The sequence below is a fragment of the Microbacterium sp. HMH0099 genome, assembly GCF_049384025.1.
Lineage (GTDB): Bacteria > Actinomycetota > Actinomycetes > Actinomycetales > Microbacteriaceae > Microbacterium.
Map to the genome: position 1 here is coordinate 56,413 of NZ_JBMRJR010000004.1, position 23,637 is coordinate 80,049.

Consider the following 23,637-nt stretch of genomic DNA (forward strand, 5'->3'; position numbering starts at 1 on the left):
CCGCGACACGGGCCCGTCGGGCTCAGCCCGCGCGGCGCTCCTCGGACTCCAGACGGATCGCCCGGCGGACGGCCTCGCGTGCGCGGCGGCGGTCCGACGCGGCGTCGTAGGCGAGTCCGAGGCGGTACCACGCCCGCCAGTCGTCGGGGTGCTCCTCCGCGTCCGCCCGGTAGGCCGGGAAGATCGCGTCGCCGTCGTCCCGCGTCAGACGCCCGCTCGGCCGGACCTCGACCTCCTCGTCGGGCAGACCGCCCTCGGCATCCAGTCGTTCCCCCAGCCGCTGCGCCCGCACGCCGAACCAGAGCTCGCGGCCGATCGCCCACAGCGCGATGAGCGGCAGGACGAGCAGGGCCAACCCCATGACGACGCCCACCGTCTGCCCGCTCGCGAGCAGGACGAAGGCCCGCTGACCGGCGAGGACGATGTAGAGCAGCAGCAGCACCGTCATGACGGCGACGGCGACACGGACCCTCATGCGCGCGTGGCGCCCGCGACCTGCCCGGACACCGCGTCCTCCGCCACGGGCTCGCCCGCACGGACCGGCTGCGTGCGCACCCCGATGTCGATGAAGCTGTCCAACCCCACGACGACTCCGGTGGCCTCCCGCGCGGCGGCGAGGGCGATGCGGATCCCCGGCGCATAGGCGGTGGCGGGGTCGATCGTGTCGTGGACGATCGTCAGCGCCTCGCCGGGTCCCGACAGCACCGTCTCCTGACGGGCGACGACCCCCGGCCGTCGCAGCGAGTGGATGGGGACGGATGCCACCTTCTGACCGCGCGCCCGCTGATCGACGTGCGGCGACTCGACGGGTCCCACCTCGGATCGGGCCGCGGCGATCAGTTCGGCCGTGCGGACGGCGGTACCGCTCGGGGAGTCGACCTTGGTCTCGCGGTGGGCCTCGACGATCTCGATCGAAGGGAAGAACGGCGCCGCCGCGGCGGCGAGGGCGCTGCCGATCACCGAGCCCAGCGAGAAGTTGGGGATGAAGACGACGCCCACGTCGGCGGCATCCACGAGGGGACGGACGAGCGCGATGCGCTCGCTGGACCATCCCGACGTGCCGACCAGCACGTTGATGCCGCGGTCGATCGCGGCGCGGACGACGTCGATCGACACGGCCGGAGTGGACGCGTCGATGACGAGGTCGGCCCCGTCCATCTCGGCGAGGTCCGAGCGGGACGAGAGGACGGCGGACACCTCGTACCCGTCCTCCGCCTCCACGACCTCGCGGATCACGCCGCCGAGCTTGCCGGTCCCACCCACGATGGCCACACGCGTCGTCATGCCTCCCACCCTAGGCGGGGCGGCCCGTCCACGGCCGACGGGGCGGGCGAACGCGCCGCAGGATCTAGCATCGGAACGTGGTCTCGCTCCGTCCCTCCGCCGTCGATGCTCCCGATGCCCGCGCGCTCCTCGAGGAGTACTTCGCGCTGCGCGCCGCCATCTTCCCGGGAGGCGCCTACCGCACGGTCTTCCCGTCCCCCGAGACGTTCGTCGAGCCGGCGGGCGTGTTCGTCGTGCTGGACGACGACGAGGGGCGTCCTGTCGGGTGCGGTGGCATCCGTCGGATCGCGGACGGCCCGCACGGTACGCGCGACGAGGTGAAGCACCTGTTCGTGCGCGACGGCGGACGCGGTCAGGGCTGGGGTCGGGCGATCCTGGAGGAGCTCGAGCGGCGCGCGCGCGAGCGCGGTGCGGCCGAGCTGGTCCTGGACACCCACCACACCCTCGAGGCGGCGGGCGGGCTCTACGCGCGATCCGGGTTCACCTCGATCGAGCCGTACAACGACAACAGCAACGCGACCCGCTGGTACGCCAGGCCGCTGACCCCGCAGTGACGGAGGGCCGCCCGTTCCGGACGCGACATCTCCGCTGCCGGAGCAGTCAGCCGTCGCTCTCCGGGGCCGCGGACGCCGGGTCGTCGCTCATGATCCGCTGCGCGGCGAGATCCTCGGTCGGGTCGTACACGGAATGCGGGAGTTCTCCGCCCTGCCGGTCACGCCCGCGGCATCCGCGATCCTGCCGCCCCGGAATCGGATCGAGACGCCCGAATCGGATGCCACGGCTCCCTGCGTCCGAATCCACGACCGGCGTCCGAATCCGGCGCAGCAGCGGACCCGCGCCGGGTCGTGCCGCCGGTCCCGCTACATTGTGGGGGTGCCCTCGGTGACGCCGCGCTCTCCGGATGGCTCGCTCGCGCCATCCCACGGTGGTGGCCGGGTGGTCACGCGCGGACAAGGGACAGCCGGCCGCGGCGATCCTCGGACCGGGCTCGATCTCTTCGCCCGGCTGCCGCGATCGGAGCAGGTGCGCATGCCGGCAGGACCTGGCATCGGCCACGATGACCTCTGACCTCCCGATGCGCACGGCGCGGGACAGCCGGTCCGACGCCCCGACGACCTCCCGTGCGGCTGCGGACCCGCCCCGACGCATCCGCTACCGCAGGACGCCGAGGTGGTGGCTGCGGGTCAAGCGCGCCGCCCTTCTTCTCTATCTGAGCGGCGTCTTCGCGGGCGGCGTAGCCACAGGCATCGTCCTCATCCTCGACGCGGACGAGCCGGTCTACGGGGGCACCTACACGCAGGAGATGTGCGTCGGAGGCGCATCGCGCTTCGGATGCCGCAGTCTCGGCCGCTGGGTCAGCGACGACGGCCGCCAGCGTCTCGACGCCGTGTATCTGGAGGAGTACTCCTTCCGGCGGGGGTCCATCCGCGCCTTCTACCAGCCCACGGGGATCTGGAACGACGCCGACAGCGGTACCGTCCAGACCTCGGAATTCCGCATCTCCCAGCCGCTGCTGGCGGCCGGTCTCGCGATCGGCCCCGCGGTGATCGGCATCGCTGCGGTACGCCGCTGGCGTCGTTCCCCCGTCCCGCGGATTCGCGTGATCCCCGACGGGGAGCGAGCGCGCCTGCGTCGTGAACGAAGGAGGGCGGATGCCGCGAGGTGACCTCGCCGAGGCCATCGCCTGGTGGCGGATCGGGACGGCGGACGGCCGCCGCGTGCTCGTCGACGCGGCCGTCGACGCCGTGGTGAACGGAGCGGCAGGAGCCGCCGTGGTCCGGAATCGGACGGAGACGCCGGAATCGGATGCCGCGGCTCCCTGTGTCCGAATCCACGACCTGTGTCCGAATCCACGACCGCCGTCCGAATCTGCGACCGGCGCCGCACCGGCCACGGCTGAGCGAGGAGCGCGCGTCAGACCGGAAGCGGGTCGACCAGGCCGGTGCGCAGCTCGACCGGCAGGTGGGCCAGGTCGTTGTGCGAGAGCAGGGTCCAGGGACGGCCCTTCTTCTGCGCGATGACCGTCAAGCCGCAGAAGGCCTGGTTGATCGTCATCCAGCGCCAGTCCGGGGCCTGCAGCACCTCGCGGACGAACCACGAGATGACGAAGTTGTGCGTGATGAGCAGCTCGTGCACCTCGCCGGTCCGGCGGGCGAGGAACTCCGCGGTGGCGTCGGCCATCTGGGCACGACCGGCGTCGATCTCGGCCTCCGTGACGCCCCCGAAGAACGGCTCGTAGGCGGCCGGGGTCTCGGGGGTCATCCCGGTGGGGACGCAGTCGAACAGCAGCGCGGTGGGTTCCGGCGAGACGGAGGGCAGACGCTCCGCGACGGCGCGCGCCGTCTGCGCCGCACGCTCCAGGGGAGAGTGCCAGACCGCGTCGAGGGGCAGTCCGGACAGGCGGTCGGCCAACAGGGCGGCCTGGCGCTGACCGCGCGGCGACAAGGGCCCGTCGGTCAGTCCGTGCTCGGCATCCTGGTGCTCCCCATGGCGCACAAGATAGATGTAGTGCGTCACATCAGCTCGCTTCGTCGTCGGAATCCGGTGCCGGTGGGCACGCTTCCCAGCCTACGTCACCCCTCCGACACGAGCCCGAAGCTCACCCGGAGCGGGTGATGCCGACCGGCGCGAGACCGGGCGGTGCCCGCGCGGGTCACTCCGCGGCGCGGGCGATGTCCGACAGCTGAGAGCGGCTCAGGCGCACGCCGACGGCGCGCATGCACTCGACGACGTGCCGCGGCGCGAGTGCGTTCACGATGGGTGCGGTGACGATCTTCTGCGCGAGCAGCCAGGCCACGGCGACCGCGGCATCCGGGATCCCCAGCTCCGACCCGACCGCGTCGAGCGCGCGGAGGACGCGGGAGCCGCGACGGTTCAGGTTGGCCGCGAGCTGCGTTCCGCGGGCCGAACGGGACTGCGCGTCGCGCGTGCGCGTCTCGCCCGCGAGAAAGCCGTGCGCCAACGGGTGCGACGGCGTCACGGCCATCCCCTGGGCGCCCGCGACGAGACGCAGGTCGCCCTCGAACTCCTCGCGGCGCAGCACGTTGTAGGGCACGTCCAGGACCGTGATCCGCGGGTACCCGGCGGAGGACAGGATCCGCGCCTCGACCAGCTGCGCGGCCGTGTAGCCGTGTGCGCCGATCGCCCGGACCTTGCCCGACTCGACGAGCCATTCGCTCGTCGCGAGCGTGTCCTCGAGCATCGCGGGGTCGCCGGCCGCGGCGTCCAGCGACAGCACATCGATGCGGTCCGTCCCGAGACGGGTGAGGGATGCCTCGACCGCGCGCACCAGGTTGACCGAGTCGAGGCCGGGATTGTCGGGGTGCCGCCCGACGCGCACCGTGAGGACGATCTCGTCCCGGGCGCGGCGGCTCCGCAGCCACGACCCGACGATGTACTCGCTGCGCCCCGCGGCGAAGCTGTCGGCGGTGTGGACGGCGTTCCCGCCCAGCTCGCCGTAGGTGTCGAGGATCTCGAACGCCGTCGTGGCGTCGACGTTCCAGCCGAACTCGCCCGCGCCCAGGAAGAGCGGGAAGACGTCGAAGCCCGTCTCGCCCAGCGGCACGCGCACGTGGGCGCCGAGCCCGGGGCCCTGCAGGGTGATGGGGGCCGAGGGGTGCGGTGCACGGTCCCGGCGCAGGCGCGGCGAGGCCGTCTCGTCGACGCCCGAGCCGCTCATGATGGGTCCCCTCGCCGTGCCGGGGTGACGTCGCGGACCTCTGCTGAGCCGCACGCCCCCCGACGCGTACTTCGAGGGTAGAGCCTCGATCGACCGCCTCCGCGCACCGGCCCGCCGAGGGGGTAAACATTCCATAACGTCTGGGGCGGTGGCATCCCTCCGCCCCCTTCAGCCTCTTCCGTCACACGCGAGATGCCCGCCCCGCACAAAGCGGGACGGGCATCCGGTGATGCGGGGATCAGCCCTCGGCGGGAGCCTCCGGGCCCTCGCTCGACGCGGCCGAGCTCTGCTGGTCGGCAGGCTCCGGCGTCTCGTCGAGCACCGGCTCGAGCGACAGCTTGCCGCGGTCGTCGATCTTGGTGATGCGGACGAGCAGCTTGCGGCCGACGGAGAGGACGTCCTCGACGTTCTCGACGCGCTTGCCGCCGGCGAGCTTGCGGACCTCGCTGACGTGCAGCAGGCCGTCCTTGCCGGGGAGCAGCGAGATGAACGCACCGAAGGTCGCGATCTTGACGACCGTGCCCAGGAACTGCTCGCCGACCTCGGGGTTGGTCGGGTTGGCGATCGCGTTCACCTGGGCGCGGGCAGCCTCGGCCGAGGGGCCGTCGGTCGCACCGATGTAGACGGTGCCGTCCTCCTCGATGGAGATCTGCGCGCCGGTCTCGTCCTGGATGGCGTTGATCGTCTTGCCCTTGGGCCCGATGAGCTCGCCGATCTTGTCGACCGGGATCTGCACGCTGATGACGCGGGGCGCGGTGGGCGCCATCTCGTCGGGGGCGTCGATGGCCGAGTTCAGGACGTTGAGGATCGTCAGACGAGCCTCCTTGGCCTGCGTCAGCGCCGCGGCCAGGACCGACGACGGGATGCCGTCGAGCTTGGTGTCCAGCTGAATCGCGGTGATGAACTCGCTCGTGCCGGCGACCTTGAAGTCCATGTCGCCCAGCGCGTCCTCGGCGCCGAGGATGTCGGTCAGCGCGGCGTACCGCGTCTGGCCGTCCACCTCGTCGGTCACAAGGCCCATGGCGATACCGGCGACGGGCGCGCGCAGCGGCACACCCGCGTTCAGCAGCGACAGGGTCGACGCGCAGACCGAGCCCATCGACGTCGAACCGTTGGAGCCGAGGGCCTCGGACACCTGACGGATGGCGTAGGGGAACTCCTCGCGGCTGGGCAGCACCGGCACGAGCGCGCGCTCGGCGAGGAAGCCGTGCCCGATCTCGCGACGCTTGGGGCTGCCGACACGGCCGGTCTCACCGGTCGAGTACGGCGGGAAGTTGTAGTGGTGCATGTAGCGCTTGCTCGTGATCGGCGACAGCGAGTCGATCTGCTGCTCCATCTTGAGCATGTTCAGCGTGGTGACGCCCAGGATCTGGGTCTCGCCGCGCTGGAAGATCGCCGAGCCGTGGACGCGCGGGATGACCTGCACCTCGGCGTCGAGCGGACGGATGTCCGCCAGGCCGCGACCGTCGATGCGCACGCCGTCGGAGAGGATGCGTCCGCGCACGATCTTCTTCGTGACGGACTTGTAGGCGGCCGAGAACTCGATCGGCGCGCCCGCGGGCAGCTCGCCCGCCTCGACGGCGGCGATGAGCTCACCCTTGACGCGGTCCTTGACGGCGTCGTCGGCGTTCTGGCGCTCCTGCTTGTCGGCGATCTGGTAGACGCCGACGAGGTCGTCGTAAGCGCGACCGGCGACGAAGTCGTAGACCTCGCTGCTGTAGGCGGGGAAGACCGGGTAGGCCTGGATCTCCTTGGCCGCGGTGCGCGCGACCTCGTTCTGCGCGTTCACCAGCTGCGTCAGGAACGGCTTGGCGGCCTCGAGGCCCTCGGCCACGACCTGCTCGTTGGGCTTGGTGGCGCCGCCCTTGATGGCGTTCCAGCTGCCCTCGGTCGCCTCGGCCTCGACCATCATGATCGCGACGTCGCCGTCCGGGAGGACGCGACCGGCGACGATGAGGTCGAACACGGCCTCCTCGAGCTGCGTGACGGTCGGGAACGCGACCCACTGGTCGGCGTGCTCGCCGTGGCCCGGGATGAGCGCGAGGCGCACGCCGGCGATCGGACCCGAGAAGGGCAGACCCGAGATCTGGGTCGACAGCGACGCGGCGTTGATGGCCAGCGCGTCGTAGAACTCGCCGGGCGCGATCGAGAGCACCGTGACGACGATCTGGACCTCGTTGCGGAGACCGTCGACGAACGACGGACGCAGCGGCCGGTCGATGAGACGGCAGACGAGGATGGCCTCGGTCGAGGGGCGACCCTCGCGGCGGAAGAACGAGCCGGGGATCTTGCCGGCGGCGTAGGAACGCTCTTCGACATCGACGGTCAGCGGGAAGAAGTCGAAGCCTTCACGCGGGTGCTTGCCGGCGCTGGTGGCCGACAGGAGCATGGTCTCCTCGTCGAGGTAGGCGGCGACTGCGCCCTGAGCCTGCTGAGCGAGGCGTCCGGTCTCGAACCGGACGGTACGGGTGCCGAAACGGCCGTTGTCGAGAACGGCTTCGGCGGCAGTGATTTCTGGACCTTCCAAGAGGTCCCTCCTTCTTTGTTTAGGCTCGCCGTCCCGTGTGGACGACGAGCTGACATGCGAAGGAGCAGGAACAGGCAGAAAGGGCGCGCCGACGCGTCGGCACGGTATTCCCGGCGACTGGCCACCAGTAGACGACCACCCGGCGAGACGACGGGGAGTCCACCACAGGGGACCAGCGTCTGCCGGCCTGCTCCGTGAGCTCATATGGAATTGAGCGGATGCCATGGCGGCAACCCGTCCGAGCCTATCAGCGTCCGTGATCTCCGGGTGGTTCCGGCCGCACGTGCGATCCGGACGACGCCCACGCGACCCGCCTCACACCGCGCGGGAGCGCTCGCGATCGCCGCGCGTCGGCAGCTCCACGTAGGTCGCGTGCTTCGCGACGACGCCGTCGCCGGCCGTCCGCCCCCGCACCCGCCGCCACACCCACGGCAGCGCGTCCCGCGTCAGCCAGCCGGGACGCGGCTCGTCGTCGTCGGCGTGGAGGGCCTCGTCCAGTCCGAGCAGCGCGCCCGCATCGGGCACGCCGAGCGCCTCCGCCGCGCGATACGCCACGAGGCGGTGCCCGCGCGAGCGCAGGTGCACGAGGTCGTCGGCCCACACGGGGAGCTCCCCGATCTCGCGGACCGCCTCGAGGTCGAGCAGCAGTGCCCCGTGCGCCCGTGCGATCCGCCGCAGCTCGGTGTTGTAGGCGGCGAACCGCCGCGCGAAGATGCGGGCCGCCGCGCGGCGCGGGAGGAACGTCGTCACGAGGAGCACGTCCGCCCCGGTCCGGCGGACGGCCCGCACGGCCGACTCGACCTCGGCCGCGAGCGCGGGGATCACCGGCGCCGGGCCGACGAGGTCGTTCGCCCCGATGAGGATGGACACGAGGTCCGGCTGCAGCTCCAGCGCCGCGGGGATCTGCTCGTCGATGAGGTGCCGCACGCGGCGGCTGCGCACCGCGAGGTTCGCGTAGCGGAAGGGGCCGGTCTCGCTCGTGTGCGCGAGCAGCTCCGCGAGGCGGTCCGCCCAGCCGCGGTACTGCCCCGACGGCATGCGGGAGGCGTCGCACAGCCCCTCGGTGAGCGAGTCCCCGAGAGCGACGAACCTCGTCCAGCGACGGCGCGGGAGGGATGCCACGGGGGCGGCGACCCGCTCCCCACCGCGCACCAGCATGCCGTCGTCGATGGCGCGCAGGGAGGCGGCATCCCGGTAATGGTCGACGAGGTCGCGGGTGAGCGCCTCCCACGTCCGTCCGGACACGGCCTCACGGGCCGCGCGGGCGAACGCGTCGCGCTTGGCGTCGTCGCCGACGAGGTCCGCGACCCGCGCACGGAGGTCGACCAGGTCGCCCGGCCGGTACAACCATCCGTCGACGCTCGAGCGGACGAGGTCGACCGGTCCGCCCACCCCCGTGGCGACGACGGGCACGCCGCTGGCGAGGGCCTCCTGGATGGTCTGCCCGAACGTCTCGCTCTCCCCCGGGTGGACGAACACGTCGAAGCCGGCCATGGTCGCGGCGAGCGCGTCGCCGGAGAGGTGGCCCGTGAACAGCGCACCGGGCAGCGCCTTCTCCAGCGCGGCACGCGACGGCCCGTCGCCGACCACGACGAGGCGGATGCCCGGCAGGTCGGCGAGCACCCGCAGGTCGTCGACCTGCTTCTCGGGCGCGAGCCGTCCGACGTAGCCGACGATCCGCTCCCCGTGCGGCGCGACCTCGGCCCGCCACGCGTCGTCGCGTCGCTCGGGCGTGAAGCGGGCGGCATCCACTCCCCGTCCCCACCGGCGGACCCGGTCGACGCCGAGGTCGTCGAGCTGGCGGACGGATGCCGACGAGGGGGCCAGCGTCAGGGTCGCGCGGCGGTGCAGGCGCGCGACGTGTCCGGCGACGAGCGCCGTGGCGTGCGGGAGCCCGTACTTCTGCGCGTAGGCGACGACGTCGGTCTGGTACACCGCGACGGACGGGATCCGCAGCGCGTCGGCGGCGGCGAGCCCCTGCCAGCCGAGCACGAACGGCGAGGCGAGGTGTACGACGTCCGGGTCGAACGCGCGCAGCAGAGCGGTGAGCCGCGCCGCGCGCGCGAACACCACGCGCACCTCGGGGTACGACGGCAGCGGCACGGAGCGCAGCAGCTCGGTGCGGGCGCCGTGCAGGTCGGCGGTGACGTCGCCCGCCTTCGGGGCGATGACGAGCGTCTCGTGCCCCGCCTCGGCGAGGTGGCGCAGGACGTGGAGGACGGAGCCGGTGACCCCGTTCATGTGCGGGAGGAAGGATTCGGCCAGGAGCGCGACTCTCACGCTTCCAGAGTGCGACCACGGATGCCGCCGTGTGGCCGCATCGCACGATGTTCACCCGATGCTCGGTGCGACGTCACCGCCCGGTCGACCCCGCGTCCGCTCCCGCGGCGGAGAGTGGCGCCATGGACGTGGACGCGTGGCTGCTGACCGTCGCCGCGAGCCCGTGGGCGCTGCTCGGGATGGCGGCTCTCGTGTTCGCGGACGCCTTCCTCGTGGTCGTCCCGGGTGAGACGGCGGTCACCGCGTTCGGGGCGCTCGCCGCCGCCCACGGCGTGCCGACGCTCGGCGGGGTCATGCTCGTGGCGGCCGGCGCCGCGTTCGCCGGGGACCTGTGCTGTTACCTGCTCGGCCGGGCCGTCGGGGTCGAACGGTGGCGGTGGATGCGGGGACCGCGGGTGCGCGCGGCGCTGGACGGGGCCCGGTCCCGCCTGGAGCGCAACGCCGCGGCCGTGCTGTTCACCGCCCGGTTCGTGCCGTTCGCGCGGCTGGCGGTCAACCTCGCCGCCGGCGCGGCCCGGCTCTCCCCGCCCCGCTACCTCGGTGTCGCCGCGCTCGCCGCGACGGCGTGGGCCGCGTATCAGGCGGTCATCGGAGCGGTGGTCGCCGCGCTCGTCCCGGGCGGGGCCGGGGTGGCCGTCCTCGTGTCGATCGTGCTCGCCGTGGGCATCGGTGCGGGGATCGACGTCGTGGCGGCGCGGCGGGCGCGGCGGCGGGCGCTGCGCGGCTGAGGCGGTGGCGGTGCGCGCCCCGAATCGGACGGCAGCGCCGGATTCGTAGGGGAGAGCCCGTGGCATCCGATTCCGACGCCCCGGTCCGATTCCACCGCGCCCTCAGGCAGACCCGGGATGCCACGGCCCCCGGCCCCGTCACTCCCCGGCGAGCGCGAGCGTGTGGACCGCCGCGTCGACGAGCGCGCGGCCGTACGACGGTCCGTGTCCGGCGGCGTGCACCGCCAGCGGGTGCAGCTGATGCACGGGCACACGGTCCTGCCAGCCGTCCCGCAGGGGGTGGCGCTCCTCGTACCCGGCGAGGACGCGGTCGAGGAACGGGCACCCGAAGAGGGCGAGCATGGCGAGATCCGTCTCACGGTGTCCGCCGTGCGCGGCGGGGTCGATGAGCACGACCCCGTCCGGCGACCACAGGACGTTCCCCGCCCACAGGTCGCCGTGCAGGCGCGCCGGCGGCTCGTCGTCGTCGAACACCCCCTCGGCGATGAGCGCGCACGCGCGCTGGACGGTCCGGGCCCCGGATGCCTCGAGGTTCCCCGCCGCGACGGCGGTGGCCAGGAACGGCTCGACCCGCTGCGCCGCGTAGAACGCACCCCAGGTCCGGGTGGGCCGTGCGGGCTGGCTGCGGCGGCCGATGAAGATGTCGCCCTCCCACCCGGGCGGCGGTGAGCCGAACGCCGCGGCACCGGCCTCGTGGGTCGCGGCGAGCGCCGCGCCGAAGGCCGTCGCGGCGTCGGAGGTCGGACGGGTCTCGGCGATGCGTTCCAGTGCGATGCGGTCCCCGGTCACCTCGCCGACACGGGCGATGCGCACCCCGCCCGCCGCGGCCAGCCAGGTCAGTCCCGCCGCCTCGGCGGCGAAGAAGCCCGCGGGTGCGTCGGCGCGTGTCTTCACGTGCTGTTCCATTGCGCAAGTCTGTCCCGATGTCGGGGGTGAAGGCCACGATGGTCGAATGAGCGACGGCTACGACTCGGACTTCCTCGGCATCCCCCTCCCCCTCCCCGCGCCCTCCGTCCCCGCGACGCGGCTGGACTACCCGCGGTTCTCGGTGCTCCTCGACGAGGAGCGGCGCTTCGCCGCGGTGACGGCGGTCGTCATCGACGGCGCGACCCTGCGCGACCTCCCCCGCAGCGGCGAGTGGCGGCTCGACCCGCGGGTCGACGCGGACGCGCAGGCCGGGCCCGAGGTATACAGCCGCAACGACCTCGACCGCGGGCATCTCGTCCGTCGGCGCGATCCCGGCTGGGGGTCGACGGAGGAGGCTCGGGATGCCACCGAGGCGACGTTCTTCTACACCAACGCGGCCCCGCAGGTCGCGGGCTTCAACCAGTCCAAGGAGCTGTGGCTCGGGCTCGAGGACCACGTGCTGGAGTACGCCGAGACGACGGACCAGCGCATCTCGGTCTTCACCGCGCCGGTGCGGGGAGAGGACGACCCGCCCTACCGCGGCATCCGGGTCCCCCTCCGCTTCTGGAAGATCGCCGCGTGGCGCCAGGGCGACGCGCTCGCCGCCGCCGGCTTCGTCCTGGACCAGAGCGACCTCGTCGACACCCGGCAAGGCCTCACGGTGCCCCCGCTGGGGGCGTTCCGCACGTTCCAGGTGCCCATCGGCGAGATCGCGGACGAGACCGGGATCGAGCTCGGTCCTCTCCCGACGGCCGACGTCCTCACCCGCCCGGGCCTGCGTCCGGCGGAGGTGCGGGAGCTGGCATCCCGATCCGACATCGTGCTCTGAGGCGGGCGCGCCGACGGGAGGAGATGACGGGACCGGAGGATGCCACCGGCCCCACCCGTCCTCCCCTCCCTGCATCCCCTCCCCCCGCTGTCCGCCCCACCGGCGCCGACGGGAGGAGATGACGAGACCGGAGGATGCCACCGGCCCCACCCGTCCTCCCTTCCCTGCATCCCCTCCCCCGCTGTCCGCCCTCCCGGCGCCGACGGGAGGAGATGACGGGACCGGAGGATGCCACCGGCCCCACCCGTCCTCCCCTCCCTGCATCCCCTCCCCCGCGAACACGACGACGCCCCGCCGGAGAACCGGCGGGGCGTCGGGGGGACGGGTCATTCGCCCGACAGACCACCCAGGAGGTGACCGAACGAGCGGCCCTCGCCGAGGTACGACGACGGGTCGAACGGGTCTGCGTCCCGCACGGGCTCGCGAGCGGCGATGGCGTCCGCGAGCTCCCGGGCGCCGCGCTCGACGCGGGAGCCGAGCGGCGCGACCTCGTCGGCGTTGGCGCCCCAGTCGCTCGACGCCGCGAAGACGCCGGTCGGCACCGGGTTGGCGTGCAGGTAGGTGAACAGCGGACGGATCGCGTAGTCGATCGCGAGCGAGTGCCGGGCGGTGCCGGCGTTCGCGCCGATGAGCACGGGCGTGCCGCTCAGGGCCTGCGGGTCCAGCACGTCGATGAACGACTTGAACAGACCCGAGTAGCTCGTCGAGAAGATCGGCGTGACCGCGATCACGGCATCCGCCGAGACGACCGTGTTGATCATCTGCTCGAGGGCGGGCGGGGCGAAGCCCGTGAGCAGGTTGTCGGTCAGGTCGTGGGCGTAGTCGCGCAGCTCGAACACGTCACTGGTCGCGTCGATGCCGCGCTCGCGCAGCTCGGCGAGGACCGCGTGCGCGAGCCGGTCGCCGAGCATGCGCGTCGACGACGGCGTGGACAGACCCGCGGTGACGACGGCGATGCGGCGGGCGGCCATTTCAGGCCCCCACTCGCGTCGCAGCGGCACCGAAGGCGCTCCCCGAGCGAGGAGCGGCGTCCTGGTACGGGCTGCCCGCGACCATGTTGTCGCCGCGGTTCGCGCCGGGAACGGCCTGACGCGGGGCGGCGCCGGCGTAGATCTTCTCGATCAGGTTGGCGTGCGTCGGGGCGTCGGGCACCTCGGCCGGACGGTTCTTCTGCAGCTCCTTGCGCAGCACCGGCACGACCTCGCCGCCGAGGATGTCGAGCTGCTCGAGCACGGTCTTGGTCGGGAGGCCGGCGTGGTCCATGAGGAAGAGCTGGCGCTGGTAGTCGCCGAACGTCTCGCGCATCGCGGCGTAGCGGTCGATGATCTGCTGCGGCGAGCCGACGGTCAGCGGGGTCATCTCACTGAAGTCCTCGAGGCTCGGGCCGTGGCCGTACACCGGCGCGTTGTCGAAGTAGGGGCGGAACTCCCGCACCGCGTCCTGCGAGTTCGCGCGCATGAACACCTGGCCGCCGAGGCCGACGATCGCCTGCTGGGGCGTGCCGTGGCCGTAGTGGGCGAAGCGCTCGCGGTACAGCGTGATGAGGCGCTGGTAGTGCTCCTTGGGCCAGAAGATGTTGTTCGCGAAGAAGCCGTTGCCGTAGTAGGCGGCCTGCTCGGCGATCTCGGGGGTACGGATCGAGCCGTGCCACACGAACGGGGGCACCCCGTCCAGCGGACGCGGGGTCGAGGTGAAGCCCTGCAGCGACGAGCGGAACTTGCCCTCCCAGTCGACGACGTCCTCGCGCCACAGCTTGTGCAGCAGGTCGTAGTTCTCGATGGTCAGCGGCAGGCCCTGGCGGATGTCCTTGCCGAACCAGGGGTACACCGGTCCGGTGTTGCCGCGGCCGAGCATGAGGTCGGCGCGGCCGCCCGACACGTGCTGCAGCATCGCGAAGTCCTCGGCGATCTTCACCGGGTCGTTCGTGGTGATGAGCGTCGTCGACGTCGTGAGGATGAGGCGCTCGGTCTGCGCGGCGATGTACGCGAGCGTCGTCGTGGGCGAGGAGGACCAGAACGGCGGGTTGTGGTGCTCTCCGAGGGCGAAGACGTCGAGGCCGACCTCCTCGGTGTGCTTGGCGATCGTGAGCGTGTCCTTGATGCGCTGGGCCTCGCTCGGGGTCTTGCCCGTCGTCGGGTCCTGCGTGATGTCGCTGACCGTCATGACACCGAATTGCATGCCCGGCCAGTTGCTCGTCTCGTTCACGATGCGCCTCCTGTTTGTATGCATCTGAATGTACCTGATGGAACGCACGACCGCAGGGATTATTCCGCCATACCCCACCGGCATCCCCTCGCTACACCCGTCGACCCGCGGAGCGCACCGGGCTAGCGTGACCGCAGATGAGACGAATGGATGCCGCCCCCCGCACTGCTGCGACCGCGAAGACGCGTGTGCCGTTCTGGGACAACGCGCGATTCGCCGCGATCGTGCTCGTCGTGTTCGGCCACGCAATCCAGCGTCTCACCTACGATTCGGATGCCGCCGAGGCGCTCTACCTGCTCGTCTACGCGTTCCACATGCCGTTGTTCGCCCTCGTGGCGGGGTTCTTCTCCTCGTCGGCGGAGCCCACGCGGGCCAGGATGGCCCGGCTGTTCACCGACCTCCTGGCGCCGTACCTCATCTTCGAGACGCTGTGGACGGTGCTGCGGTTCCTCCTCACCGGGCGGACGAACCTCGACCCGACGCAGGCGTCCTGGACGCTGTGGTTCCTGCTGGCCCTCGCGATCTTCCGCCTCGTGCTGCCCTACCTGGCGCTCCTGCGCGGACCGGTGGTCTGGGCGGTGGCCATCTCGATCGTGACGGGATACCTGCCGAGCATCGACTCCACCTTCTCGCTGTCCCGCGCGCTCGGGCTGCTGCCGTTCTTCACCATCGGATGGTGGCTGCGCGACCGCGGCGTCGTCGAGCGATTCGGCCTGCTCGCCGCGCGGCCGGTGTGGCTGCGGGTGGCCGCGGCGGCCGTCCTCGCGGGTGCGGGGGTCGTGGCGTTCGCCTTCGTCGACCTCTGGCGGGAGGTGCGCCTGGGCACGTGGCTGTTCTTCGTCGACCCCTATGTCGACCTCGACGCCGGGCACTGGTGGGCGGGGCTCGTGCGCCTGGGCCTCATCGTGCTCGCGCTGACGCTCATGGCGGCGTTCCTGCTTCTCGTCCCCCGCCGCGAGACCCGCTGGACGCACCTGGGGCGGTACACGATGTACGTCTACCTCCTCCACACCTTCGTGCTCTACCCGTTCCGGCAGTCCGGGGTGCTGCGGCACCTCGAGCCGGTGGGGCTGTGGCTTCCGATCATCGCCGTCGCGAGCGTCGCGATCGCCGTCGGCCTGTCGAGCCGACCGGTGCGGCGCCTCACGCGCCCGCTGGTGGAGCCGCGCCTCCCCTGGCTGTTCCGCGACCACTCCCTCGGCGCCGGCCGCGCGGGCTGACCCCGGCGCCGGCCGCGCGGGCTGACCCCGGTCCCCAGGAAACGCTCTCGCGCGGCGGAAACGGCGTGGCACGGCGTTTCCCTCGCGCCGGAGCGTTCACTGGACCGGAACCGACGGGAGCTCACACGCCGAGCAGCCCGGCGCCCACCGACGCCCCCGCGGCGGGAGCCGGCGGCACCGCCCACAGTCCCGAGCCGACATGGCGGAGGTACTCCCCCATGGCATCCGTCGACAGGGACCGCTGCACCGTGATGTAGCGCTCGGGGCTCTTCTGGAACGACAGGAAGAACAGCCCGGCGTTCAGCCGGCCGAGGTCGGTGGTCCCGTCGACGAAGTTGTAGCCGCGGCGGAGGAGTCGGATGCCGCCGTTCGCGTCGGGGTGAGCCAGACGCACGTGGCTGCGCGGGTCGATGCGGGGCGAGCCGGCGGCATCCGTCGCCGAGAAGTCCGGCGGCGTGAACTCGTCCCCGCCCGACAGCGGCGCCCCCTGGCCCTTGTCGCGCCCCACCACGCGGTCCTGTTCGGCGAGCCGGGTGCGGTCCCAGGTCTCGATGAGCATCGCGATCCGGCGGGCGACGAGGTACGAGCCGCCCGCCAGCCACGCCGGACCCTCGGATGCCGACACCCAGACGTTCTCGTCGAGGGCGGCACCGTCGTCGGCGAGGATGTTGGCCGTCCCGTCCTTGAACCCGAAGAGGTTCCGCGGCGTCGACTGCTCGGACGTGGTCTTCGACGTGCGTCCGAACCCGAGTTGCGACCAGCGGATCGTGGCGCGCCCGAAGGCGATGCGGCTGAGGTTGCGGATCGCATGGACCGCGACCTGCGGGTCGTCTGCGCAGGCCTGGATGCACAGGTCGCCGTCCGACCGCAGCGGATCGAGATCGTCGCCGAGGAACGCCGGCAGTCGTTCGAGTCCGGCCGGTCGCCGACCCTCGAGTCCGAACCGTCCGTCGAAGAGCGAGGGACCGAAACCGAACGTGATGGTGAGGTTGCTGGCCGGAAGCCCGACGGCCTCGCCCGTGTCGTCCGGCGGCGCCTCCGGCGAGCCCCCCACGGCGCCGGTGGCGCTGACGTCGAGCCCCTGCATCATGCGGTTCGCCGCGTAGGTCCAGTCCGACAGGAGTTCGGCGAGGTCGTCGCGGGTGGTGCGCGCCATCATGTCGTACGCCGCGAAGTGCAGGTGATCCTGCACCGGGGTCGTGATGCCGGGCTGATGGATGCCGGACCCTCCGGCCGCGGCATCCATCGTCTGCCGTTCCCGCTCGCGCCCCAAGGCGACGCCGCCGACCAGGCCGCCCCCGGACCCGACGGCCAGACCCGCGGCACCGGCACCGATGGCGAGGCCGATCAGTCCGCGGCGGGAGAGGCCGGTGGCATCCGCCGCCCCCTCCGGAACGCTGCTCTGCTCGCTCACGGTCATTCCAGGACAGTCACGGTGAGCTGCGAGAGCGGCTCGGCCAGCGCGTTGATGAGATCGGTGAGCTGGCGCTTGTCGGCCTCGGTCAGCTGCGCGTACGGGACAAAGCCCGCGTCGGCCGAGCCGTGCGCGGCGAGCGCGGCCTCGAGGTCGGCGTACCCGGTGTCGATGCGGGCCACCAGCTCGGCTCCCTTGTCGCCCTTCGACTCCGCGAAGTCGCGCACGAGGGAGAACGCCATCTTCGAGCCCTCCACGTTCGCGGCGAAGTCGAAGAGGTCGGTCCCCGACCACCAGTCCTCCTCGCCGCTGATCTTGCCGCTGGCGACCTCGTCGAGCAGGGCGATGGCGCCGTTCGAGATGCCGGCGACGCCCTGCGTCTCCAGCGCCTGCAGGAACTCCTCGCCGTGCACGTAGTCGTACAGCTCCTGCGTGTCGGAGATGAGCTTGTCGCCGTACGTCGCGCGCTCGGCCGGGGTCGAGGGCGTCCAGTCCTTCCATGCCGGCGTCTCGCCGTCCGCGTTCAGCGCGTCCTGCGCGGGGACCCACAGGTCCTTCTCGATGCGGTGGAAGCCGGTCCAGTCCAGGCCCTCCGCGACCGCGTCGACCTCCCGGTAGTCGATGCGCGGGTCGAGGTCGCCGAGCGCCTCCGCGATCGGCTCGATGCGCTCGTAGAAGGCGCGCACCCGCGGGAACTGCTCGCGCGCGACCGCGTCGTCGCCGGCCTCGTAGGCCGCGGCGAACGTCTGGACCGCGGGCAGCAGCTGGCCCGCCTGGTCCTTCACGAACGCGGCGTAGAGGTCGACCGCCTGCTGCTTCTGCTCGGCGTCCGCGCCCTCGACGGCGACGGCGTCTCCCGTCACCGAGAAGCTCGCCCGCCCCACGCCGTCGCCGACCATGCCGGGCTTGCACAAGGTGAAGTAGTCGCCCGGCTGGGCCACGACGGTGAGGTTCCGCGACGCGCCCGGGGCGATGTTCTCGACCTCGCCGACGATGCGCAGGCCGTCGGATGCCAGGAGGTAGAACTCCGTGACCTGGTCGCTCTCGTTGCTCACGTCGAAGGCGACGGTCCCGCTCGGCGCGGAAGCCGCGGAGACGGCGCAGCCGTCGGCGGTCGAGGTGACCGCGAGCGCGCCGGAGGCGGCGGCATCCGTCTTGGCGACGCAGCCGGAGAGGACGAGGACGGCCGCGCCGGCCGCGGCCGTGGCCGCGAGGAGGCGAGTCGAGGTCATGATGCTCCATTCGGATCAGGGGCGGAGGCCGCCGCGTCGGGCACGCGGCCGGCATCGGAGGCGGGAAGGGCCGCGTCGCGGGCGGCGGGGACACGGGCGTCGGCGGGGATCGGCGTCGGGGCGGGAGTCGCGCGGGGTGCGGACCCGCCGGGGCGGCGATGGGCGCGGACCCCGCGCACGAAGAGGGGGACGACGACGGCGAGGTAGACGACCCAGGCGACGACCTGCAGCCACGTCATCGCCGGCATGAAGCCGACGGTCGCCTGCAGGAGGGCCGCGATCGGGCTGGTGGGGGCGAGGCGGTCCGAGACGTCGAACGCCCACCCGAACGGGAAGCCGGCCCAGCCCGTCACGACGAGCCCCGTGGCCGGGTCGACCGGCGCCCCCGCGCGGAACGGCCCGGGAAGGGCCCCGGCCTCCTGCAGGTCGTGGACGGCGTACGCGAGGACGCCCGCCGCGACCACGACGAGGAAGCCGCCGGTCCAGGTGAAGAACCGGCCGAGGTCGAGCCGCAGCATGCCGCGCGCGATGAGCCAGCCCAGGACGACGGCCAGGACGAGACCGAGGAGCGCGCCGACGAGCGCGACCGGCTCCGAGCCGAACGACTGCACCATCGACCACAGCAGCAGCGTCGTCTCGACGCCCTCGCGGGCCACGGACACGAAGCCGATCGCGACGAGGGCCCACACCCCGCCGCGCAGCGCCGTGTCCACGCCCCTCTCGAGACCGGCCTTCAGCGACCGACCGGCCCGTTGCATCCAGAAGATCATCCAGGTGACCATCGCGACCGCGAGGAGCGAGAGTCCTCCGCCGAGCAGCTCCTGCGCCTCGAACGTGAGCATGTAGGCGCCGAAGGTGAAGACCGCGCCGACCGCGACCGCGAGGGCGACGGCGAGTCCCACGCCCGCCCAGAGCCGCGGAAGCGCGTCGCGACGATCGAGGCGCGTGAGGTAGGCGACGAGGATGCCGACGACGAGGGCGGCTTCGAGGCCCTCGCGGAGGCCGACGATGAACGTGGCGAAGAAGCTGGCAAGCACGGGTGATATCCGACTTTCGGGACGGGGTGGAACACCGCGGCACTGCGGGAGGTAAGGACAGCCTCACCTGACCCGGAAACGATACGCAGGATCGTGCCGCGTCCACACCCCGCCGATCGGCGGGGTTTATCCGCCACCCGGCGGGGTCTCAGAGCGGGCGTAACACGGGCTCCGCCGCAGGATCACGCGGATCCCGGCCCGTCCGAGGGGCCCGGCGACCCTCGGACGTCGTCGCGCGCTCCCCGCGGGTAACGCCTCGCAACATTCGCCCCGGGCCCCTCCCGGCGATCTAGCCTCGTCGCATGGCCGACCTGAACCTCCCCGTCCTCGACCTCTCCCAGCTCGACCAGGGCCCTGATGCCGCCGCACGCTTCCGCGACGACCTCCGAGCGGCGACGCATGACGTGGGGTTCTTCTACCTCACGGGGACCGGCGTCAGCCCCGCGCTCGAGGAGCGCCTGCTCCAGGCGGCGAAGGACTTCTTCGCGCTGCCCGAGGCCGAGAAGCTCTCGATCGAGAACGTCACGAGCCCCCACTTCCGCGGGTACACGCGCGTGGGCGGCGAGCGTACGCAGGGACGCGTCGACTGGCGCGAGCAGATCGACATCGGTCCCGAGCGGGAGCCCATCGTCGACCCGGACGGCCCCGGCTTCAACCGCCTGGTCGGCCCCAACCTCTGGCCGGCCGCGCAGCCGGAGCTGAAGGACGTCGTCGCCGAGTGGCACGAGCACCTGACCGGGGTCGCCCGCCGCCTGCTGGGCGCCTGGGCGGTCGCCCTCGGCGCAGACGAGCACTTCTTCGACGACCACTTCGGCGACCCGCAGACGCTCATCAAGATCGTCCGCTACCCCGGCAAGGACGACCCCACGCCTCAGCAAGGCGTCGGCGCCCACAAGGACTCGGGCGTCCTCACGCTGCTCTGGGTCGAGCCCGGCAAGGGCGGCCTGCAGGTGCAGCGCGACGGCGAGTGGGTCGATGCTCCCCCGGTGCCCGGCGCGTTCGTCGTCAACATCGGCGAGCTCCTCGAGCACGCGACGCAGGGGTACCTGACGGCGACGAACCACCGCGTCATCTCGCCGACCTTCCCCGACGAGCGGATCTCGGTGCCGTTCTTCTTCAACCCCGCGCTCGACACCCGCCTGCCGATCATGGAGCTCCCCGCCGAGCTGGCGGCGCAGTCCCGCGGCGTCACGCAGGACCCGTCGAACCCCATCTACGCCACGTACGGCGAGAACGCGCTGAAGTCCCGCCTGCGGGCTCACCCCGACGTCGCGGAGCGCTGGCACCCCGACCTGGTCGCCGCGCGCGCGGCATCCTGAGCCGTCCCCGCCGCCCGCCCGGGCGCCCGTCCGGCGCGGCCGTCAGGATGGATGCCACCGGGTGGCATCCGGGAACGCCGAAGGCCGCCCCACACCGTGGGGCGGCCTTCCAAGAATGTTTTGCGCGATGGAACGCTGGTGCGCTCAGCGACGCAGACCGAGGCGCTCGATGAGCGAGCGGTAACGGTTGATGTCGACGTCCTGCAGGTAACCCAGCAGGCGACGGCGCTGACCGACGAGCAGGAACAGGCCACGGCGCGAGTGGTGGTCGTGCTTGTGTGCCTTGAGGTGCTCGGTGAGGTCCTTGATGCGCTGCGTCAGCATTGCGACCTGCACCTCGGGGGATCCGGTGTCACCGGGGTGCGTCGCGTACTCTTCGATGATCGCCTTCTTGACGTCTGCTTCGAGTGCCATAGATGGGATCCCCTTCCTTCTCATTGCGCGGCGCCCGGCACCTGATGTGCGAGCTCTCTTTATCCGCGGCCGATCGAACGGCAACCGCATGAGTCTACCAGTCCGCGGCCGAGGCGAGGAACGTAAGCTCGACAGGTGATCCCCTCCCCCACCTTGCGCTCGTGAGCAACGAGACGACCGAACGGCACGCGCGCTTCATCGACCTGCGGCCCCTCACGCACTCCCCCGCGTTCGCGCGACTGTGGATCGGCTCGACCCTCGCCGGCCTCGGCGGTCAGCTGACCATCGTCGCGATCATGCTCCACGTGTTCGAGCTGACCGGCAGCACTTTCGCCGTGTCCATGGTCGCCGTCGCCGGACTGCTGCCGATGGTGCTCGCCGGCCTCTACGGCGGCATGCTCGCCGACGCCTTCGACCGCCGGACCGTCGCCCTCATCGCCGCGACCGTGACGTTCTCGTCGACGGTGCTGCTGGCGGTCCTCGCCTGGACCTCGAGCGAGACGGTCTGGTCCCTGTACGCCCTCAGCATCGTCAACGCCGCCGCGAACTCCATCGTCATGGCCACCCGGTCCGCCATCGTGCCGCGTCTGATCCCGCGCGACCTGCTCCCTGCGGCCGCCGCGCTGCAGGGCGTCGGGGCCGGGCTCATGGTCATGGCGGGACCCGCGCTGGCCGGTGTCCTCGTGGCCGTCTCCGGCTACGCCTGGACGTACACCGTCGACGTCGTCCTCATGCTGGGCCTCTTCCTCGGCCTGTGGACGCTCCCGCGGATCCGCCCCGAGGGGGCGGTGTCGCGCGTCGGGCTCGAGTCCCTCCGCGACGGGTGGGACTTCCTCCGCCGCGCGGGCAACATCCGCCTGCAGTACATCCTCGACATCATCGCCATGACCTTCGGGCAGCCGCTGACCCTGTTCCCCGCGATCGGCGCCGTGCTGCTGGGCGGCGGGGCGGTCACCACCGGGGCGCTCACCGCGTCCGTCGCGGTCGGCGTCCTCGTCTCGAGCCTCTTCTCGGGCCCCATCGGCCGCGTCCGTCGCCAGGGCCTCGGCATCGAGAGGGCGATCCAGGGCTACGGCGTCGCGATCGTTCTGTTCGGTCTCGTCCTCGTCGCGGCGTCGATGGGATGGTTCGCTCCGGATGCCGTCGACGAGACGCACGCCAACGTCACGCTGATCGTGTGCGCGGCGGTGGCCATGGCGTTGGCCGGGGCGGCGGACAACGTCAGCGCGATCTACCGGTCGACGATGATGCAGGCCGCGGTGCCGGATGCGATGCGCGGGCGCCTGCAGGGCATCTTCATCGTCGTGGTCGCAGGCGGTCCGCGCGTGGGCGCGCTGTACGCCGGCACCCTCGCCACGTTCGCGGCGCTGTGGTTCCCGCCGTTGCTGGGCGGAGTGATCATCCTCGCGCTCGTCGGACTGCTCGTCCGTCTCTCGCCCCGCTTCCGTCAGTACGACGCCCGGCATCCGGAGCCCTGACGCGCGGCGCGGGACGGACACGATCCGGCGGAAAACGGACGTCGCAGCCGACCGCCCTCGGCGGGGCCGGGGAGGGGGCCTATCGTCGGGACCGTGGCATCCCCCTCGTCTCCGTCGTCCGCCTCCGTGGCCGTGCAGTTCGTCCTCACCGGCCTCGTGTGGGGATCGAGCTTCCTTCTCATCGCGGTCGCCCTGACCGGGCTCTCCCCCGCGCAGGTGGCGGGCGGACGGCTGCTGTTCGGGGCGCTCGCGCTGGGGGCGATCGTCCTTCTCAGGAGGGAGCGGATGCCGCGCGCTCCGCGCACCTGGGCGCACCTGTGCGTCCTCGCCGCGTCTTTCTGCGTCGTGCCCTACCTGCTGTTCGCCTGGGCGCAGCAGCATGTGCCGTCGGGCCTGGCGAGCATCTTCAACGCGACGACGCCCATCATGACGGCGATCCTGGCGTGGGCGGTGTTCCGCGTGGAGCGGCTGCGGCGCGGGCAGCTCGCCGGGATCGGAGTCGGCATCGTCGGAGTGGTCGTCATCATCGCTCCGGGGAGTGCCGCCGCGGTCGCCGAGAGCACCGTGGCGCAGATCGCGCTGCTGGGTGCGACCGCCTGCTACGGCTTCAGCCTGGCGTACATGCGCCGCTTCCTCGGTGACAGCGGGCTGTCGGGCACCGTCTTCGCCTTCGGGTACATCGCGCCGGCGGCGGCGTTCATGCTCCTGCTGTCGCCGCTGATCCTCGCCGAGCCCATGGAGCTGACCCCCGCCGTGGTGCTCAGCGTGGTGGCGCTGGGCGTGCTGGGCACGGGCGTCGCCTACGTCTGGAACCAGAACACCCTGCGCGCGTGGGGGCCGACGCGCGCCTCGACCGTCACCTACATCACCCCGGTCGTCGGCGTGGCGCTCGGCATCGTCGTGCTGGGCGAGCGGCTGACCTGGAACGAGCCCGTCGGTGCGGTCATCGTCTTCCTCGGCATCCTGCTCGTCCAGGAGCGGCTGCGGTTCCGCGTCCCCGCCTGACGCGGCGCCGTCCGCGGCGGGAGGACATGTCGCGGAGGGAGGACCCCCGACCGGCGAAAGCCCCTCCCTTCCCCGCATCT

The 23,637-nt window shown here is 72.2% G+C and carries 21 protein-coding genes; 8 read left to right on the forward strand and 13 right to left on the reverse strand.

Annotation, left to right across the window (positions count from 1 at the left end):
- Window positions 1-22 precede the first annotated feature (22 nt).
- Both ACO03V_RS10410 and dapB read right to left on the reverse strand, forming a co-directional pair.
- Window positions 23-475, reverse strand: coding sequence for a hypothetical protein (locus ACO03V_RS10410; protein WP_367730567.1), 453 nt, complete (start codon window positions 473-475; stop codon window positions 23-25).
- Window positions 472-1,284, reverse strand: coding sequence for a 4-hydroxy-tetrahydrodipicolinate reductase (gene dapB / locus ACO03V_RS10415; protein ID WP_423137537.1), 813 nt, complete (start codon window positions 1,282-1,284; stop codon window positions 472-474). The genes ACO03V_RS10410 and dapB overlap by 4 nt, the downstream gene beginning before the upstream one ends.
- A gap of 77 nt (window positions 1,285-1,361) precedes the next feature.
- Here dapB and ACO03V_RS10420 point away from each other — a divergent pair, with 77 nt between their 5' ends.
- Together ACO03V_RS10420 and ACO03V_RS10425 are read left to right on the forward strand one after the other, a co-directional pair.
- Window positions 1,362-1,838, forward strand: coding sequence for a GNAT family N-acetyltransferase (locus tag ACO03V_RS10420; protein WP_423137538.1), 477 nt, complete (start codon window positions 1,362-1,364; stop codon window positions 1,836-1,838).
- 503 nt (window positions 1,839-2,341) lie between these two features.
- The gene (locus tag ACO03V_RS10425; RefSeq protein ID WP_423137539.1) at window positions 2,342-2,950 is read left to right on the forward strand and encodes a hypothetical protein; all 609 of its coding nucleotides are present in this window, start codon (window positions 2,342-2,344) and stop codon (window positions 2,948-2,950) included.
- Between the two features lie 248 nt (window positions 2,951-3,198).
- On the opposite strand, the gene ACO03V_RS10430 is transcribed toward ACO03V_RS10425, so the two are convergent.
- The 4 genes from ACO03V_RS10430 to ACO03V_RS10445 all read right to left on the reverse strand — a co-directional run bounded on the left by ACO03V_RS10430 (window position 3,199) and on the right by ACO03V_RS10445 (window position 9,770).
- Window positions 3,199-3,801, reverse strand: a complete 603-nt coding sequence (locus tag ACO03V_RS10430) for a histidine phosphatase family protein (protein WP_367730559.1) — start codon at window positions 3,799-3,801, stop codon at window positions 3,199-3,201.
- A gap of 136 nt (window positions 3,802-3,937) precedes the next feature.
- Window positions 3,938-4,963, reverse strand: a complete 1,026-nt coding sequence (locus ACO03V_RS10435) for an aldo/keto reductase (RefSeq protein WP_367730556.1) — start codon at window positions 4,961-4,963, stop codon at window positions 3,938-3,940.
- Window positions 4,964-5,201: 238 nt separating this feature from the next.
- Complete coding sequence (locus ACO03V_RS10440) at window positions 5,202-7,490, reverse strand: polyribonucleotide nucleotidyltransferase (protein WP_423137540.1); 2,289 nt, start codon at window positions 7,488-7,490, stop codon at window positions 5,202-5,204.
- Between the two features lie 315 nt (window positions 7,491-7,805).
- A complete protein-coding gene (locus ACO03V_RS10445) occupies window positions 7,806-9,770 on the reverse strand; it encodes a GDSL-type esterase/lipase family protein (RefSeq protein ID WP_423137541.1) in 1,965 nt (654 codons plus the stop codon).
- Window positions 9,771-9,892: 122 nt separating this feature from the next.
- Here ACO03V_RS10445 and ACO03V_RS10450 point away from each other — a divergent pair, with 122 nt between their 5' ends.
- Entirely contained in the window at window positions 9,893-10,498 is a 606-nt protein-coding gene (locus ACO03V_RS10450; protein ID WP_423137542.1) for a DedA family protein, read from the forward strand.
- Window positions 10,499-10,636: 138 nt separating this feature from the next.
- Here the strand turns inward: ACO03V_RS10450 and ACO03V_RS10455 are convergent, their stop codons facing one another.
- The gene (locus tag ACO03V_RS10455) at window positions 10,637-11,404 is read right to left on the reverse strand and encodes a fructosamine kinase family protein (RefSeq protein WP_423137543.1); all 768 of its coding nucleotides are present in this window, start codon (window positions 11,402-11,404) and stop codon (window positions 10,637-10,639) included.
- A 46-nt stretch (window positions 11,405-11,450) separates the two neighbouring features.
- On the opposite strand from ACO03V_RS10455, the gene ACO03V_RS10460 reads away from it, so the two are divergent.
- Window positions 11,451-12,233, forward strand: a complete 783-nt coding sequence (locus ACO03V_RS10460) for a DNA/RNA non-specific endonuclease (protein ID WP_423137544.1) — start codon at window positions 11,451-11,453, stop codon at window positions 12,231-12,233.
- Window positions 12,234-12,559: 326 nt separating this feature from the next.
- Here the strand turns inward: ACO03V_RS10460 and ACO03V_RS10465 are convergent, their stop codons facing one another.
- Window positions 12,560-13,204 (reverse strand): CE1759 family FMN reductase, encoded by a 645-nt coding sequence (locus tag ACO03V_RS10465; protein ID WP_387055970.1) that lies wholly within the window; start codon window positions 13,202-13,204, stop codon window positions 12,560-12,562.
- A 1-nt stretch (window position 13,205) separates the two neighbouring features.
- Window positions 13,206-14,411, reverse strand: coding sequence for an LLM class flavin-dependent oxidoreductase (locus ACO03V_RS10470; protein WP_423137739.1), 1,206 nt, complete (start codon window positions 14,409-14,411; stop codon window positions 13,206-13,208).
- A gap of 164 nt (window positions 14,412-14,575) precedes the next feature.
- Between ACO03V_RS10470 and ACO03V_RS10475 the strand changes: the two genes are divergently transcribed.
- Window positions 14,576-15,658, forward strand: a complete 1,083-nt coding sequence (locus ACO03V_RS10475; RefSeq protein WP_423137545.1) for an acyltransferase family protein — start codon at window positions 14,576-14,578, stop codon at window positions 15,656-15,658.
- 121 nt (window positions 15,659-15,779) lie between these two features.
- On the opposite strand, the gene efeB is transcribed toward ACO03V_RS10475, so the two are convergent.
- The 3 genes from efeB to efeU are packed head-to-tail and all read right to left on the reverse strand — an operon-like array spanning window position 15,780 to window position 19,341.
- A complete protein-coding gene (efeB, locus tag ACO03V_RS10480; protein ID WP_367730484.1) occupies window positions 15,780-17,078 on the reverse strand; it encodes an iron uptake transporter deferrochelatase/peroxidase subunit in 1,299 nt (432 codons plus the stop codon).
- A complete protein-coding gene (gene efeO, locus ACO03V_RS10485) occupies window positions 17,075-18,304 on the reverse strand; it encodes an iron uptake system protein EfeO (RefSeq protein WP_423137546.1) in 1,230 nt (409 codons plus the stop codon). Before efeO ends, efeB begins: the two co-directional genes overlap by 4 nt.
- On the reverse strand, window positions 18,301-19,341 hold the full coding sequence (gene efeU, locus ACO03V_RS10490) for an iron uptake transporter permease EfeU (RefSeq protein WP_423137547.1): 1,041 nt from the start codon (window positions 19,339-19,341) through the stop codon (window positions 18,301-18,303). Before efeU ends, efeO begins: the two co-directional genes overlap by 4 nt.
- 302 nt (window positions 19,342-19,643) lie before the next feature.
- On the opposite strand from efeU, the gene ACO03V_RS10495 reads away from it, so the two are divergent.
- Window positions 19,644-20,660: an isopenicillin N synthase family dioxygenase gene (locus ACO03V_RS10495; RefSeq protein WP_423137548.1), complete on the forward strand. Its 1,017-nt coding sequence runs from the start codon at window positions 19,644-19,646 to the stop codon at window positions 20,658-20,660.
- A gap of 144 nt (window positions 20,661-20,804) precedes the next feature.
- Here ACO03V_RS10495 and rpsO read toward each other — a convergent pair whose 3' ends face one another.
- Window positions 20,805-21,074 (reverse strand): 30S ribosomal protein S15, encoded by a 270-nt coding sequence (gene rpsO, locus ACO03V_RS10500; protein WP_071642334.1) that lies wholly within the window; start codon window positions 21,072-21,074, stop codon window positions 20,805-20,807.
- A 161-nt stretch (window positions 21,075-21,235) separates the two neighbouring features.
- On the opposite strand from rpsO, the gene ACO03V_RS10505 reads away from it, so the two are divergent.
- Window positions 21,236-22,552 (forward strand): MFS transporter, encoded by a 1,317-nt coding sequence (locus ACO03V_RS10505; RefSeq protein WP_423137549.1) that lies wholly within the window; start codon window positions 21,236-21,238, stop codon window positions 22,550-22,552.
- Between the two features lie 93 nt (window positions 22,553-22,645).
- Window positions 22,646-23,557: a DMT family transporter gene (locus tag ACO03V_RS10510; protein WP_423137550.1), complete on the forward strand. Its 912-nt coding sequence runs from the start codon at window positions 22,646-22,648 to the stop codon at window positions 23,555-23,557.
- Window positions 23,558-23,637: the final 80 nt, after the last annotated feature.

Excerpts from the sequence above, each read along its gene's own strand:
- ACO03V_RS10410 (WP_367730567.1), bottom strand. The coding sequence starts at position 475 with ATGAGGGTCCGTGTCGCCGTCGCCGTCATGACGGTGCTGCTGCTGCTC.
- dapB (WP_423137537.1), bottom strand. The coding sequence starts at position 1,284 with ATGACGACGCGTGTGGCCATCGTGGGTGGGACCGGCAAGCTCGGCGGC.
- ACO03V_RS10425 (WP_423137539.1), top strand. The coding sequence starts at position 2,342 with ATGACCTCTGACCTCCCGATGCGCACGGCGCGGGACAGCCGGTCCGAC.
- ACO03V_RS10435 (WP_367730556.1), bottom strand. The coding sequence starts at position 4,963 with ATGAGCGGCTCGGGCGTCGACGAGACGGCCTCGCCGCGCCTGCGCCGG.
- ACO03V_RS10450 (WP_423137542.1), top strand. The coding sequence starts at position 9,893 with ATGGACGTGGACGCGTGGCTGCTGACCGTCGCCGCGAGCCCGTGGGCG.
- ACO03V_RS10455 (WP_423137543.1), bottom strand. The coding sequence starts at position 11,404 with ATGGAACAGCACGTGAAGACACGCGCCGACGCACCCGCGGGCTTCTTC.
- ACO03V_RS10460 (WP_423137544.1), top strand. The coding sequence starts at position 11,451 with ATGAGCGACGGCTACGACTCGGACTTCCTCGGCATCCCCCTCCCCCTC.
- ACO03V_RS10465 (WP_387055970.1), bottom strand. The coding sequence starts at position 13,204 with ATGGCCGCCCGCCGCATCGCCGTCGTCACCGCGGGTCTGTCCACGCCG.
- ACO03V_RS10470 (WP_423137739.1), bottom strand. The coding sequence starts at position 14,411 with ATGCAATTCGGTGTCATGACGGTCAGCGACATCACGCAGGACCCGACG.
- ACO03V_RS10475 (WP_423137545.1), top strand. The coding sequence starts at position 14,576 with ATGAGACGAATGGATGCCGCCCCCCGCACTGCTGCGACCGCGAAGACG.
- efeB (WP_367730484.1), bottom strand. The coding sequence starts at position 17,078 with ATGACCGTGAGCGAGCAGAGCAGCGTTCCGGAGGGGGCGGCGGATGCC.
- efeO (WP_423137546.1), bottom strand. The coding sequence starts at position 18,304 with ATGACCTCGACTCGCCTCCTCGCGGCCACGGCCGCGGCCGGCGCGGCC.
- ACO03V_RS10495 (WP_423137548.1), top strand. The coding sequence starts at position 19,644 with ATGGCCGACCTGAACCTCCCCGTCCTCGACCTCTCCCAGCTCGACCAG.
- rpsO (WP_071642334.1), bottom strand. The coding sequence starts at position 21,074 with ATGGCACTCGAAGCAGACGTCAAGAAGGCGATCATCGAAGAGTACGCG.